Consider the following 13991-nt stretch of genomic DNA (forward strand, 5'->3'; position numbering starts at 1 on the left):
GAATGCGGGTGTGCACCGCACGGCGGCCCGTGCGGACCCTCCGGCCCCGCCTGCCCCTCCCGGCCCCCGGACCAAGGAGGCACCGTGCTGTCACTGCGACGGCGACCCATCAGCAGCTTTTCAGTGGCCGCGAGATACACGATCGGCAGCGGATTCGTCATCGCCGCCCTGGCCCTCACGCTGATCGCGCTGCTCATACCCGTCGAGAAGTTCGGCGGCCGGGCTTCGGCCGCGGCCGCGCGCCCCGCCGCCGACGACGACGGGGCCGGCACCATGAGCACGGCGTACGGGCCGCTGACCCCCGCGGACCGGGACTTCGTACGGAAGGTACGGCTCGCCGGCCTGTGGGAGCTGCCCGCCGGGCGGCAGGCCCAGCAGCGCGGGACGCGCCCTGCGGTGCGCACGGCCGGTGAGCACCTCGTGGAGGGCCACACCGAGCTGGACCGGCAGGTCATCCAGGTCGGCCAGGCCCTCGGCATCGACCTGCCCAACCAGCCTTCCGAACAGCAGCGGGGCTGGCTGGGGCAGCTGACCCGGGCCCAGGGTGACGAATACGAGCGCTTGTTCGTCCAATTGCTGCGCCGGGCGCACGGGAAGGTCTTCGCGCTCCTGGCCCAGATACGGGCCCAGACCCGCAACTCCATGGTCCGAGCCCTCGCCACATCAGCCAACACGACGGTCCTGGACCACATCACGGTCCTGGAGGACAGCGGGCTGGTCGACTTCGACGCGCTCGTCGTCCCCGACGTGACCCCCACCCCCTCCACCGACGTCCGATCGACGAAGTGAAGTGATCCCATGAACGCAAAGGGCCACAAACGCCCCCGATTGTCCAGCAAGGTCATAGCCATGGTCGCCGCCCTGGTCCTGGGCGGGGGCGGAGTAGCCGTCGTCGCGGGCAACGCGAACGCGGGCCAGGACGGAGGCCGAAGTCCCGGCGGCGCCACGCAGGTGACCGCCACCATCGACTGCCCCGACGTGGGCGACCGGCTCACCTCCGTGCCGGGCCAGGCGCGCACCGAGGTCGACGAGAGCCTCGCCGAGCTGGACGTACAGGTCGCCGACGCCTACCGGCGCCTGGCCGGCGGCGAGGCCGGGGGCAACGCCCTCCTCGGTGAGCTCCAGGGCAAGCGCGACAAGACCATCGGCCGCATGTCGGACGCGATCGCCCGGTCCGCCCCGCGTCCGGAGGAGCTCAAGTCCCTCAGCGGCTGCCAGATGAAGGAGGCGGCGGCGCAGGACGACCCGGCCGCGGCGGCCGCCGAGGACCAGGGCAGCCTCGCCCGGAACGTCGGCGGCAAGGGCGGCCCGGCGCGCAGCGACTTCGTCGCCATCGGCAAGGTCCGGCCGAACGTCCGCACCCCCGGGGCCGCGGCCGGTGCCTCTTCGGGCTCCTTCAGCTCCCAGTGCGGACGCAACGAGAACGGCCACTCCAATCCGGACAACGTGATCGTCGCCCCCGGAGTCTCCAACGGCGCCCACCACATGCACGACTACGTCGGCAACAAGTCCACCGACGGCTTCTCCACCAACGACAGCCTCGCCGCCGCCGGCACCACCTGCAGCAACGGCGACCTCTCCAGCTACTACTGGCCGGTGCTGCGGCTGCGCGACGGAAAGGCGGAGAAGGACGCGAAGGCGCCCGGTGGCGGGCAGGACGCGAACGTGGGCACGATCCTGCGGCCCAAGCAGGTGTCCATCACCTTCAAGGGGAGCCCGGTGGGCAAGGTCAAGGCGATGCCCCGCTTCCTGCGGATCATCACGGGTGACGCCAAGGCCTTCACCAACGGCACGGCCAACGCCAACGCCTCGTGGAGCTGCACCGGCTTCGAGAACCGCCAGCTGAAGGACAAGTACCCGATCTGCCCCAAGGGCAGTGACGTGGTGCGCACCTTCACCTTCCAGAGCTGCTGGGACGGCCGCAACGCCGACAGCGCCAACCACCGTACCCACGTGGCCTTCCCCGACCGCGACGGCCGCTGCCCGAAGGGCTTCACCGCCATCCCGCAGCTGGTGCAGAAGCTCACCTACGGCGTCGCCCCGGGTGCGCGGTTCGCCGTGGACAGCTTCCCGGAGCAACTGCACAAGCCGGTGACGGACCACGACGACTTCATCAACGTGATGCCGGACAAGCTGATGGCGACCGCCGTGGGCTGCATCAACGGCGGGCGCACCTGCCGCTGACGCCCGCGGTACGGCCCTGCGGACTCCCGGGCGGGGCGTGCCCGCCCTCCCCCTCGCACCGCGCGCCGCCCGGGAAAGGTGTTGGTCCGAAGCCGACTTCGGGCCAACACCGCTTCCGTGTGCCCGGCCGGGCGCCGGGGCCCGGCGCCCGGGACACGGGCGCGGCGCGGTCTGCCGTACGGGGGCCGCCGGCGGGCCGGCACACCGGTGGCCGGCGCCGGCCCGTGCGAGCTCCTGCCGCAGACGCTCGGCCCGTGCCTGTCCCTGCGGGGCGAACGGCTCCGGCCCTGGCCGCGCACGGCCTTCCGCGGGCGGCCGACGCGCACTCGGGCCGCTCGCCGAGCGCGGTGACCCGGGCGGGTGGACGGACCGGCAAGACGGGCCAGGTGGACGGGCCAGGTGGACGGGCCAGGTGGACGGGCCGGGGAGGGACTGCGCGAGGCGCGCCTCGCGGCCTCTGGACACCATGGCCGACAGCCGTGCGGCTTGCGGACGCCGCGGCCGACAGCCCGTACGGCCGATTACGGCCACTACGGCTACTACGGCCCACGTGCGTGGCGCGCCGTCGGGCGCCCCGTCCCGGCGGCTACCCGTACCGCCGCCCTCAGGGACGGGCGCGCATGCGTGCGGACCGGCCCGGTCCCCGAAGGTACGGGGCCGGGCCGGTCTGCCGTGCGCTGTGGGGGGTCACAAACCGTTGACGCGGGCCATCCGGCCGACCACGACGGGCGTGAAGTCGGCCGTGACGACGCGCCCCGCCCTGCGTCCGACCCGCGAGTGCTGGCGCCGTACCTGGGCCATCAGCCTGCGGCTGCGCAGGGCCATCTCCAGCTCGAAGCGGGTGCGGGGGTCGCGCAGGCCGGTCCCGAACAACTTCTCCAGCTGCCGCATGCGGTACCGGACGGTCTGCGGGTGCACGCTGAGGGCCTTGGCGGCCTCGGGGGCGCCGCCGCCTTCCAGCCAGGCCAGGAGCGTCACCTCCAGCCGTTCGCTCTGGCGCGGGGTCAGGTCGGCCAGCGGACGGAGCCAGCGGGCAGCCAGCGCGTGGGCCAGCGGCTCGTCCTGGAGCAGCAGCAGGGTCGAGAGGTGGTCGTCCACGAAGACGGGCCGGGCGTCCGGGCCCGTGCGGGTGGGTGTCAGCGCGAGCAGCCGCAGCGCCCAGCGCAGCGAGGAGGCGGTGTCCCGCAGGGGAACCGCGTGTCCGACGGCTGCCGGCCGTCCGCGCAGGGCGAGTTCGAACGGGGCGCGGGTGTCCGGGTCGGGGCTCGGGACGAGCAGGCAGGGGCGGCTGGCGAACGTTCCGGCGAGGGCGTCGTCCATGACGGTGGTCAGTTGCTGGACCTCACCGGGTGTGGCTGGCGCGACGGCCCGTACGGAGACCGGCAGGGTCCAGCCGGCCGCCTCGGCGAGTTCGGCGAGGGAGGTCTCGCAGGCGGCCCGGTCGTCGGTGAGGGCCTGGAACAGCTCCTGGCGGGCCTGGTCGCTGCCGGCCCGGACCCGGGCCGGGGCCTCCCCCCCGCCTTCGACCGGGACCCGGACCCCGTCCGGAACCCGACCCCCGTCCGGAACCCGGCCCCCGCTCGGCGCCGCGCCCCGGCCGAGGCCCCCCTCCTCACCCGGGCGCCCGTGCTCCCGCGCGTGCTCACGCTCGTGTTCGCGCTCGTGACCCCGCGTGTGTTCCCGCCCGTGCTCCCGCCCGTGCTCCCGCGCACCCTCGCCCCCGGGCACGGCCGGGGCCGCGGCCAGGGCGAGGGACGGGGCCAGGGAAGCGGAGCCGGCCCCGGGCGTCGCCCCGGCCCCGGCCCCGGCCCCGGTCACCGCCGCTTGCGCTCCTGCGGCCGCGCCCCGGATCCCGCCGCCGTCCTCGTCCATGTGCCTCCCGGCCGTCTGCCGCCTATGTCGCTCCTGGTCCCTGCCCGCGTGGCCGTGGCGCGCGTCGCGGTAGCCGAGAGCGGTGAGAAGGGCCTCTTCCACCCGCTGTCTGAGCAATTCGTCATCGATGGCATCGTTGTCATCGATAAGTGTGGAAAATCCCGGAATTCCATGCAGAAGCTCCTCCACTATCTCGGCGGCCAGCGCGGGGAGTTCCCTTCGCAGGACGCGGGTCCACTCTCCGCGGGGGCGGGACCAGATGCGGTTCAGAAGTTCGCACATCGTTTCCTCGTTCGTGCCGTGGTGAGGCTCGTCCGGTGACGCAGCGACGAGCCCCCCGAGGGGGCCTCTCATGCCAACAGGCTTGTACAGCAAGAGAGTTGCGATCCTCGTACTCCCTCCTGGAGGGGTCCGGCCACCAACGGTCCCGTGGTTTTGCCTTGATTTTGCCGTCGGGTACGCGTAGGCGGCGGGCGGCGCGGTGGCCTGTCGCAACCTCCGCTGGAGGGGAATCTTCCGGTGTTGTTCGATGCGCCGGAGACGCGCTGCGAGAAATTATCACGTTTCGATAAATCCCGTGGAGGCACCGGGCGGCTCCACGATGCTTCTGCACTCCGGCCCCAAGCTCCTCGGCCGGCGCAGGAATTTCACAGCGCTGCCGGGCACGAGCGACAACAACCCCCGGGTGCCGAGCGCCAGGTGGAGTGCTCGGAAGCCCAGGGCCACAGGAGATCTGGATGCCCCTGTCCCAGCCTCACACACGCCGCTCGCACCGAGCCCGTCGCAGGGGTCGATACCCCGTGGCGACCCCGGTGGTGCTGGCCGTTCTCATCTCCGCCGTCGTGGTGGTCCGCGTGGGCGCCCTGACCCACGTGACGGACTTCCTCGATTTCGGGGCGGGCGTGCTCTCGCTCGTCTCGCTCACCGCCACGGTCCTGTGGGGGCTCGCCGCCACCGACCGGGTGCTGCTCGGTCCGGGACACCGGCTGCTCGCCCAAGGGGCACACCGCGGCCTGGCCGTGTCCGGGCTGTCCTTCCTGGCCCTGCACATATGGATCAAGGTGGCGAAACAGCAGACCGGCGCGGCCTCCGCGGTCGTGCCGTTCGCGGACCGCGACCAGCCCGTCGTCATCGGCCTCGGCACCCTGGCCGGCTACCTGTTCGTGTCCGTCGCCGTCTCCGGCGCGGTGCGCAGCGTGTTCGCCACCAAGAGCCGCTCCCTGTGGTGGCGGGCGCTGCACTTCGGCGCCTACCCGGCCTGGGGCGCGTCCCTGGTGCACGGGCTGAAGGCGGGCCGCCCGGGCGGTGCCTGGGTGACGACCGCGTACGCGCTCTGCCTGGTCGGTGTCGCCGCCGTCCTCTTCTTCCGCCTCAAGTCCCGTACCCGTGAGGAGGTTTCCCGACCGGTCGTCACCGTCACCGTCCCGGGGCCGCGCCCGGGCTCCGGCCGCGGCGGGCGTCCGCTCGTCTCCGCCGGGCCGGCCGCGGTGCGCCGTCCGCGTGCCCGGCCGTACGCCGTGGCGGCCTCGCCAGGCCGGGCCGCGGGCAGGCGCCAGCTGTACGGCGAGCAGCCCGCGGCGGCGGAGCGGTGGCTGTGAACGCCGCGCCGCGCCCCGGCCTCGGCTGTGTAGGCGCTCCCCGGCTGCTGGCCGGCCTCGACCAGGTTCCGCGGCTGGACCGCGCCGCCCATCTGAGCGCGCACGGCACCCTGCCCCGGTACCGCCCGGACGAACTGGTCGAACTCGCCGACGACATCGACCTGCGCGGCCGCGGCGGCGCGGGTTTCCCCTTCGCGCGAAAGCTCCGGGCGGTCATGCGCTCGGCCCGTGGCCGGGACACCGCTCCAGCCGTCGTGGTCAACGGCAGTGAAGGGGAGCCGAGTTGTCTGAAAGACACCGCCCTGCTGCTGCACGCCCCGCACCTCGTGCTCGACGGGGCCCTGCTGGCCGCCGCCGCGCTCGGCGCGGACGACGTGGTGGTGGGGGTCACCCGGGCGGACGTGGAGCAGTCGGTGCGGGACGCCGTGGCGGAACGCGGTCCGGCCGGCCGCCGGGTGCGCGTGGCCCTGCTTCCCGAGCGCTTCGTGACGGGAGAGGGGACCGCCCTCGTCAGCGGTCTGAACGGCGGCGCCGTGGTCCCCTCGGGACGCAAGGTACGGACCAGCGAGCGGGGGCTGGCGGGTGCGCCGACCCTGCTGTCGAACACCGAGACCTTCGCCCAGCTCGCCGTGGCGGCACGGCTCGGTGCGCAGGACTACCGCGCGACCGGACTTCCGACCGAGCCGGGCACGGTCCTGCTGACCGTGGCCGGCACCACCGTCGTGGAGACGCCGACCGGGGCCTCGCTGCCGTACGTCCTGGAACTGTGCGGTACCGATCCGGGACAGGGCGTACTGGTCGGCGGCTACCACGGCAGATGGCTGGACCCGGTGGCCGCCCGCTCCGCCCAGGTGTCCCGGCAGTCCCTGGCCTCCTTCAACGCGGTGCTGGGGGCGGGGGCGGTGCTGCCGCTTCCGGAGGACACCTGTCCGGCCGGTGAGGTCGCGCGGGTGACGCGGTGGATGGCCAAGGAGACGGCGGGCCAGTGCGGGCCCTGCGTGCGCGGCCTGCCGGCCCTGGCCGACGTACTGGACGAAGCCGTCCGGGGCGGGGGCGGCGCGGCCCTGGAGGCGGTGGAGGCACGGCTGATGTCGGTCCGGGGGCGGGGCGCCTGCAGCCACCCGGACGGCACCTCGCACTTCGTGGCCTCGGCGCTCGCCTCCTTCCCCGACGAGTTCCACGACCACGCCCTGGGCAGCGGATGCGGCAGACGGGTCCTGGGGGCGCTGCCCCTGCCGCAGGACGAGAGCCCGGAGCGGCTGGTGGTCGACTGGACGCTCTGCAAGGGGCACGGGCTGTGCGTGGACGTCCTGCCCGACGTCGTCCAGCTCGACGCGGACGGCTACCCGGCGAAGGCGTCCATGCCGGTGCCGGCCCGGCTGCGGCCGAAGGCGCTGCGGGCGGTGCGGCGCTGCCCCGCCCTCGCGCTGCGGATCCAGGACTGAACCGGGCCGGTGCACGGCTCCGGACGGGGCGCGCGTTCATTCTTGGCGCGATCTGACAAATTCCAGGTGATGTGAACTCCGTTCGGCGCCGGGCCCGTATCAATGGGCGAAGGGATTTACGAAAAGTCGGCACCGAACCTGAAGGAGAGATCGTGAAGAAAATGCGTCGTGAGATATTCGCCGGGTCGGCGATCGCAGTACTGCTGCTGACAGCCGGATGTGGACTTGCCGAAAAACCCCCGGGCAAGGGGAATGCGGTACAGCCGGTCGGCGACAGCAAGAAGGTCGGGGCGGCGTACGGCGCGGACGGCGCCTACGGGTCGGACGCGGCCGTGGGAGCCGGCACGGACGGGGGGTACGGCAGCGGTTCCGGCGCCGACCCGGCGGCCGCGACCGGCAAGGCCGGGCCGGCCGGAACGCTGAAGGTGGCGCAGCTCCCGAACATCGGCGGCGGAGTCACCGACGGCGGGGGCCTGACCCTCTACCGCTTCGACAAGGACACGGCCAAGCCCCCGAAGTCCAACTGCGAAGGGGACTGCGCCACGACGTGGCCTGCGGTGGCGGCGGACGATGCCACGGCCGGCGAGGGCATCGACGCGGGTCTCCTCGGTTCTGTCGCCCGGGCGGACGGCACCCGGCAGCTGACGGTCGCGGGCTGGCCGGCCTACCGCTACGCGAAGGACACCAAGGCGGGCGACGCGCTCGGTGAGGGCGTGGGCGGCACCTGGCACGTACTGGGGGCCGACGGCAAGCCGGCCGGCGCGGCCAGGAAGCCGGAGGCGGCGACACAGGCGCAGGGCGCCGAACTGTCCGTCGCGCAGAACGCGAAGCTCGGAGCGATCATCGCCGACGCGGAGGGCCGCACGCTCTACCGGTTCGACAAGGACAGCGCCTGGCCGATGAAATTCGGTTGCCTCGATGCCTGCCTGGACACCTGGAAGCCCGCGAAGCCCGTCGACAAGACGAAGGTGACGGGAATTTCCGCCGAACTGGTCGGCTCGGTAAAACGCCCCGACGGTTCCGAGCAATTGACGATCGACTGCTGGCCGGTTTATCTCTTCACCGGCGACAAGGAGCCCGGCGATATCAACGGGCACAACAAGCAGGGCCTCTGGTTCGCCGTGACCGACAAGGGCAAGAAGGCGAAGGCGGTGAGCTAGGACCGGCCCGTACCGACCCGTGGTGCCCGGGCTCCTCCCACCCCGGGCACCACGGCCCCCGTCCCGACCGGCCAGTGAGGAAGAAGCAGCCATGGCGCCGTCGACCGTCCGCCCGTACCTCCCGCACCGCCGCCGGGTCCCGTTCGCATCGGCGGGGCTCGCCGCGCTCTGCGCCGTGCTGCTGGCCGGTGGCTGCGCCGGCGGCCCGGCGCGGGGCGGAGCCCGTGCGCAGGAGAGCGCGCCGTCCGCCGCGGCCGGGGAGGGCGCCGCGCCGTCCACGTCGATCGAGGAGATCGCCGCCGCCGTCGGCTGTACCGCGCACGTGGACGTGCAGGCCGAGGAGTTGCGGGAAGGCGGGTGCGACACCGGCGAGGGTGCGTTCCGCATGGTCACCTTCGCGGCCGACCAGGGACTGCGCTCCTGGCTCACCGAGGCCCGCGTGTACGGAGGCACCTATCTGGTGGGCAGCCGCTGGGTGGTGACCGCCCCGTCCCCCGAGGCCCTCGGCACCCTGCGCGAACGGCTCGGCGGGACGCTGGAGGCCGGCGCGGACCACGGGGACCACGCGGCCCACTCCCCCCACGCGGACGCCGGACACTGAGCCCGCGGGCGCGGCGTGTCGGCCAGTTGTCAGGATAAGACCTCCTTCGTGAGATGCACGCATCCCTGCCCTCCGGGATGATTCGCCGCAGCCGTACGTGCAACAGGGTGAGCGGGTAAGTGCCTTCACCGAAAGGAACGGCCCCCGTGCGCCACAAACGCCTCGCACCGCTGCTCGCCACCGCCGGACTCCTCGCGACGTCCCTGCCCCTGCTGACCGCCACTCAGGTCTCCGCCGCGCCGGCGGCGGAGTACCGGCCGCAGAAGCCCGCCTGGCACCGTTGCAGTCCGGACCAGCCGGCCTCGTACGAGTGCGCCACCCTCAAGGTCCCGCTCGACTACCGGCGTCCCGGCGGCCGCATGATCGACCTCGCGATATCGAGGATGAAGAGCCCGGACCAGGCCAAGCGGCACGGCGTCATGCTGCTCAATCCCGGCGGCCCGGGCGGCTCCGGTCTCGGTCTGCCCCTCGCCGTCGACGGGATCATGCCGGGGAACGTACGGGAAGGCTACGACCTCATCGGTTTCGATCCGCGCGGGGTCGGTGCCAGCAGCCCGATCACCTGCGAACTGAACGACGCCGAGCAGAACTTCGATCGGGCTTACCGGCCGGAGAGCTTCCCCGCCGATGTGGCGTGGGCGCGCACCGTCGCCGAGAAATGCCGCGAGAAGGCGGGCGCGGTGCTGCCCTACATCACCACCCGCAACACGGCGCGCGACATGGACGCGATCCGCGCGGCCCTGGGCGAGCGCAAGGTCTCCTACCTCGGGTACTCCTACGGGACCTACCTCGGGGCGGTCTACTCGCAGATGTTCCCGGAGCGCACGGACCGCTTCGTGCTCGACAGCGGCGTGGACCCGCAGCGGATCTGGCGCGGCATGATCCAGGTGTGGGCGACCGAGGCGGAGCCCGCCTTCCAGCGGTGGACGCGGTGGGCCGCGGAGCGCTCGGCCGACAACGGGCTCGGTGACACGCCGAAGGCGGTCTCCGACACCTTCTGGGGGCTGGTGGCGCGCGCCGACCGGGAGCCGGTCGACCTGGACGGGCAGAAGATCACCGGTGACGCCCTGCGCTCCGCCCGCGGGCTGTTCTTCTACCCCGCGCAGGCGACCCCGCTGATCGTGGCCGTCAAGGCCGCGGCCGAGGGCAAGCCGCTGCCCGCCGGGATGACGGCGGCCGAGGCCGGCAAGCTGCTCTCCGGCGGGCAGCCGGCCCGCCCGGCCGGCGAGCCGGCCCCGGACAACGGCACGGCCGTCTTCTGGGCCGTGGTGTGCGGGGACACCGGGTCCTGGCCCCGCTACACCGAGCAGTACGAACGGGACGCGGCCAAGGACAAGGCCAGGTACCCGCTGTACGGGGACTTCGCCTCCAACATCAAGCCGTGCGCATTCTGGGACCGGCCCGTCGAGGCGGCCACGCCGATGCGCACCCGCGCCAACGTGCTGACCGTGCAGAACGAGTGGGACTCGCAGACGCCGCTCACCAGCGGGCAGGGTCTGCACCGCGCCCTCAAGGGCTCGCGGATGGTGCTGGCGGCGGGCGGCGAGGGCCACGGCGTGTACCTCGCGGACCCGACCTCCTGCGCCAACGCCCCGGTCAGCGCGTACCTGGCCACGGGCCGGCTGCCCGCCGAGGACGTGACGTGCACCAACCCGTCCGGTGGTGCGGAGCGGCGCGCGTCCGCAGCCCCGGCCGGCCCCCTTCCGTTCCCGGCCGGTCCGCACCGCTTCTGACCGGGCCGTTTCTGACTGCGGCGCTTCTGACGCGCCGCTTCTGACCGGACTGCGTCGGACGCGCCGCCTGCGCACCGTGCCGCCTGCGCACGGTGCCGCCTGCGCACGGCGGCACTCGTGAGCGCGCGGGTCCGGTCACCTGTCACGGCACGCCGCGAAACCGCTTCGCACCGGGCACCGTCCGCGTCATGATGGGCGGTGCCCGGGTCGTGCCGCTGGGGGGCCACGGCCGGGCCGAGGAGTCCGGGGGGACCCATGGCCGCGTCCGCGCGCTCGCGCTCGTCACATCCGTCGTCGGCAGGCGGCGCCCGCGGGTCCGGCCCGGGCGGCGCCCCGGCCGGGGCGCCGCGCGGCCGGGGCGTGCTCGAAGGGGCCTTCGCCGTGCTGGAGGCGCTGCGCCGGCAGGGCGACGAGGCCGGAGTGACCGAACTCGCCCTCGCCTGCGGGGTTCCCAAGGCGACCGTGCACCGGCTGCTCGACCAGCTGGTGGCCCTCGGCGCCGTCGAACGCCACGGGGCACGCTACCGGTTGGGCGCGCAGCTCTACCGGATCGGCCAGGCCTGGCAGCCCCACCCCGGGCTGCGCGCAGCCGCCCGGCTGCCATTGCACCGGTTGCGGGCGGCGACGGGGGCCAGTGTGGTCCTGACGGTGCTCCACGACACGGCGCTCGACGACACGGTGGCCCTGACGGTGAGTTCGGTTCCGGGCGCCCTGGAGCCCGTGCTCCCCGTCCGCAACGGGACCGGCTTCCGCCTGGACACGGCCGTCGGACGGGCCCTGCGCGGCCCCCGGCGGTCCGGGGCCGTGCTCGACCGGGAGGACGTGATGGCCGGGGTGTGCTGTGCGGCGCTCCCGGTGCGCTCCCCCAACGGCGCGGTGGTGGCTGCGCTCGCGGCGCTGGTCCCGGCCGGGCAGTCGCCGGCCCGTCTCGCGCACGCCGTCGCGGAGGCCGGCGCGGCCGTGACCCGCGGTCTCGGCCGCGGGGTGCGCGGGCCGTCCGGGCTGCCGCCGGGGTTGTTGCGCTGACGGGCGGCCGCGCCGGCGCTCCGCGCGTTCCACTCAGCGGAACGCGCGTGGATGCGGGGCACCCGCGGCGTGCACAGTGGTGGACGTGCCGGGGGGACCGGCACTCCGGGTCACCGAGGGTGACACGACACACGGGGGACACCATGAGCCGAACCGCCGCACGCCTCGCGACCGCCGCCCTGCTCGCGGCCGGCAGCCTCGCGGGCTTCGCCGGGGCCGCGCAGGCCGAGCCGGTCGACTACGTCCGCATCGAGCTGCTGGAGCTGACCTGCCACAAGCAGAGCGAGGGCGACCACGACGAGGCGTACATCAAGATCACCGACGCCAACGGCAACCAGGTCAAGGTCTGGCCCGGCAGCGGCAAGTACCAGACGATGGGCACCGATTACGTCCGCCCGCTGGGGGACGCGAACGGCAACGCCGCGCTCGTCCTCGGCAAGCAGCAGGCGCGCACGCTCACGCTGTGGGACTACGACACGACCAGCCCGGACGACAAGCTGGGCGCGACGCTGGTCACCGGCAGCGAGTTCAACGGCGAGGTGCAGTACCGCTCGCTGGAGGGCTCCGGCGGCGCGTACACGATCGCCTACAGAGTGATCGACATCTGATCCGCCCCCGTTCCTCAGGGAGCGGCGGACGCCTCCGCGGCGGGCTCCCGGGCCGGGGGTCCCGCGGGGGCGGCGCCGGCGGCGCCCCCGCCGGTGCGCAGCGGCGTCAGCAGCCCGCACCCGACGATCAGCAGGCAGAACGCGCCTGCGGCCAGGCTCACCGCGGGCACGCCGTGGCGGGCGGCCAGTACGGTCAGCACGGCCGCGCCCACCGGCCCCGAGGCGTTGTGCACCGTCCAGAAGGCGGAGGTGACCCGGCCGAGCAGGTGGTCGGGGGTGACTTCCTGGCGCAGGGTCATGCTGCAGACGCCGCCCAGGGTCACCCCGAACATGAACACGGCGGCCAGGGCGGCGATCAGCGGCACGCTCGTGCTGACGCCCGTCACGCTCACGCCGGCGCCGATCATCACGGCCGAGGCCAGCCAGCAGGGTCCGAAGCCGAAGGTCCGCCGCAGTCTGCCCGCGGTGAGCGCGGCGGCGACGACACCGGCGCCGCTCACGGCGATCACGTAACCGAGGGTGGCCGCGCCGTGCCCCAGGTCGTTCTGGACCCGGTAGATCAGCAGGTCGGTGGCGCCCGTGGTGACGAAGGTCAGCAGGGTGAGCAGCACTGTCAGGGGCCGCAGCAGCGCGTGGCCCCACAGGAAGCGCAATCCGACGACGAACACCTCGCGGAGCATGGCAGTCCGGGGCGGGGGCGCGCTCTGCGCGGGGCCGTCGGCGGGCTGCCGGAACCGTACCCAGGCCAGGCTGACGGCGGAGACGAGGAAGGTCGCGCCGTCCACGCCGAGGGCCCGGTCCGCGCCCACCGCTGAGGTGAGGAAGCCGGCCGCCACGGGCCCGAGGAGGGTCCCGAGGGCGAAGGTGCCCATCAGCCGTCCGTTGGCGGTGGTCAGGTCCTGCCTGCGTACGAGGCGGGGCACGGCCGTCACGTAGGCCACGTCGAAGAGGGTCTTCAGCACGGCGATCGGGGCGGCGAGGGCGTACAGCAGCCAGATCCGCGGCCCGTCGGCCCACCACACGAGCGGCACCGCGCAGAGCAGCGCCGCGCGCCCCAGATCACAGACGATCATGAGGCGGCGGCGGTCCGACCGGTCCACCACGAAACCGGCGGCCAGTCCCGTGACGACGGCGGTGGTCCCCGAGACGACCGTGATCAGCCCCAGTTGCACCAGCGAGCCGGTGGCGTCGAGGACCAGCAGCGGGAGCGCGAGCATGGAGATGCTCCCGCCGAGGACGGACAGCGCCTGGCCGAGCCAGAAGACGTTGAAGTCCTTGTTCCGCCGCAGCGGGCTCATCCCGGCAGCGCGTACACGGTGGAGGCGGTGGCGGACGGCTCCGCCGCACCCTCGGGGGTCATGGTGATGTCGGCGAAGGCCATCCGCCTGCCCAATTTGGTGACCCGTACGTGGATCAGCACGTCGGCGCCGTTCACCGGCCGCTGGAAGCTCGTGGACTGCTGGACCGTGGTCATCGGGCCGTACTCCCCGCGCGCCGCGGAGATCGCGATGACGGTGGCGGTGTCGGCGGCAGCCATCAGGGCCTGTCCGCTCAGCCCGCCGCCGTCCCGGGCCAGGGCGTCCGACCACGGCAGCCGCAGGACGGCGTGCCGTTCCCCGGTCTCCCGGACGGTCAGGCCCAACGCGAGCACCCAGGGGGCGAAGTTGTCGGCGAGGATCTTGTCGGCTTCTGCCGGTGTCAGCGTCACCGGAAGATTGTGGCGGCCCGGGCGGGCCGCCACAACACTTTTGATCCGCCCTGCGC

Annotated in this window: 13 protein-coding genes; 10 read left to right on the forward strand and 3 right to left on the reverse strand. The window is 73.6% G+C overall.

The window, feature by feature from the left end; genetic code table 11:
• Positions 1-123 precede the first annotated feature (123 nt).
• On the forward strand, positions 124-789 hold the full coding sequence (locus tag AMK16_RS04225) for a DUF4142 domain-containing protein (protein WP_242438568.1): 666 nt from the start codon (positions 124-126) through the stop codon (positions 787-789).
• A gap of 9 nt (positions 790-798) precedes the next feature.
• On the forward strand, positions 799-2184 hold the full coding sequence (locus AMK16_RS04230; RefSeq protein WP_073908678.1) for a DUF1996 domain-containing protein: 1386 nt from the start codon (positions 799-801) through the stop codon (positions 2182-2184).
• 687 nt (positions 2185-2871) lie between these two features.
• On the opposite strand, the gene AMK16_RS04235 is transcribed toward AMK16_RS04230, so the two are convergent.
• Positions 2872-4056, reverse strand: coding sequence for a PucR family transcriptional regulator (locus AMK16_RS04235; protein ID WP_079191304.1), 1185 nt, complete (start codon positions 4054-4056; stop codon positions 2872-2874).
• A gap of 24 nt (positions 4057-4080) precedes the next feature.
• On the opposite strand from AMK16_RS04235, the gene AMK16_RS36140 reads away from it, so the two are divergent.
• The 8 genes from AMK16_RS36140 to AMK16_RS04275 all read left to right on the forward strand — a co-directional run bounded on the left by AMK16_RS36140 (position 4081) and on the right by AMK16_RS04275 (position 12227).
• A complete protein-coding gene (locus tag AMK16_RS36140; protein ID WP_073908681.1) occupies positions 4081-4377 on the forward strand; it encodes a hypothetical protein in 297 nt (98 codons plus the stop codon).
• A 479-nt stretch (positions 4378-4856) separates the two neighbouring features.
• On the forward strand, positions 4857-5654 hold the full coding sequence (locus AMK16_RS04245; protein WP_107417043.1) for a hypothetical protein: 798 nt from the start codon (positions 4857-4859) through the stop codon (positions 5652-5654).
• Complete coding sequence (locus tag AMK16_RS04250; protein ID WP_073908687.1) at positions 5651-7099, forward strand: NADH-quinone oxidoreductase subunit NuoF family protein; 1449 nt, start codon at positions 5651-5653, stop codon at positions 7097-7099. The genes AMK16_RS04245 and AMK16_RS04250 overlap by 4 nt, the downstream gene beginning before the upstream one ends.
• A 161-nt stretch (positions 7100-7260) precedes the next feature.
• On the forward strand, positions 7261-8259 hold the full coding sequence (locus AMK16_RS04255; protein ID WP_073908690.1) for an SCO0930 family lipoprotein: 999 nt from the start codon (positions 7261-7263) through the stop codon (positions 8257-8259).
• Positions 8260-8350: 91 nt separating this feature from the next.
• Complete coding sequence (locus AMK16_RS04260) at positions 8351-8860, forward strand: hypothetical protein (RefSeq protein WP_073908693.1); 510 nt, start codon at positions 8351-8353, stop codon at positions 8858-8860.
• Between the two features lie 146 nt (positions 8861-9006).
• Positions 9007-10593, forward strand: a complete 1587-nt coding sequence (locus AMK16_RS04265) for an alpha/beta hydrolase (protein WP_073908696.1) — start codon at positions 9007-9009, stop codon at positions 10591-10593.
• Positions 10594-10848: 255 nt separating this feature from the next.
• Positions 10849-11619, forward strand: coding sequence for a helix-turn-helix domain-containing protein (locus AMK16_RS04270; RefSeq protein ID WP_079191305.1), 771 nt, complete (start codon positions 10849-10851; stop codon positions 11617-11619).
• A gap of 143 nt (positions 11620-11762) precedes the next feature.
• Positions 11763-12227, forward strand: coding sequence for a hypothetical protein (locus tag AMK16_RS04275; protein ID WP_073908699.1), 465 nt, complete (start codon positions 11763-11765; stop codon positions 12225-12227).
• Positions 12228-12241: 14 nt separating this feature from the next.
• Here the strand turns inward: AMK16_RS04275 and AMK16_RS04280 are convergent, their stop codons facing one another.
• Both AMK16_RS04280 and AMK16_RS04285 read right to left on the reverse strand, forming a co-directional pair.
• A complete protein-coding gene (locus AMK16_RS04280; protein WP_073908701.1) occupies positions 12242-13525 on the reverse strand; it encodes an MFS transporter in 1284 nt (427 codons plus the stop codon).
• Positions 13522-13935, reverse strand: coding sequence for a PaaI family thioesterase (locus AMK16_RS04285; protein ID WP_073910431.1), 414 nt, complete (start codon positions 13933-13935; stop codon positions 13522-13524). The genes AMK16_RS04280 and AMK16_RS04285 overlap by 4 nt, the downstream gene beginning before the upstream one ends.
• Positions 13936-13991 lie beyond the last annotated feature (56 nt).

It is taken from the genome of Streptomyces sp. CB00455 (genome assembly GCF_001905445.1).
Classification (GTDB): Bacteria; Actinomycetota; Actinomycetes; order Streptomycetales; family Streptomycetaceae; genus Streptomyces.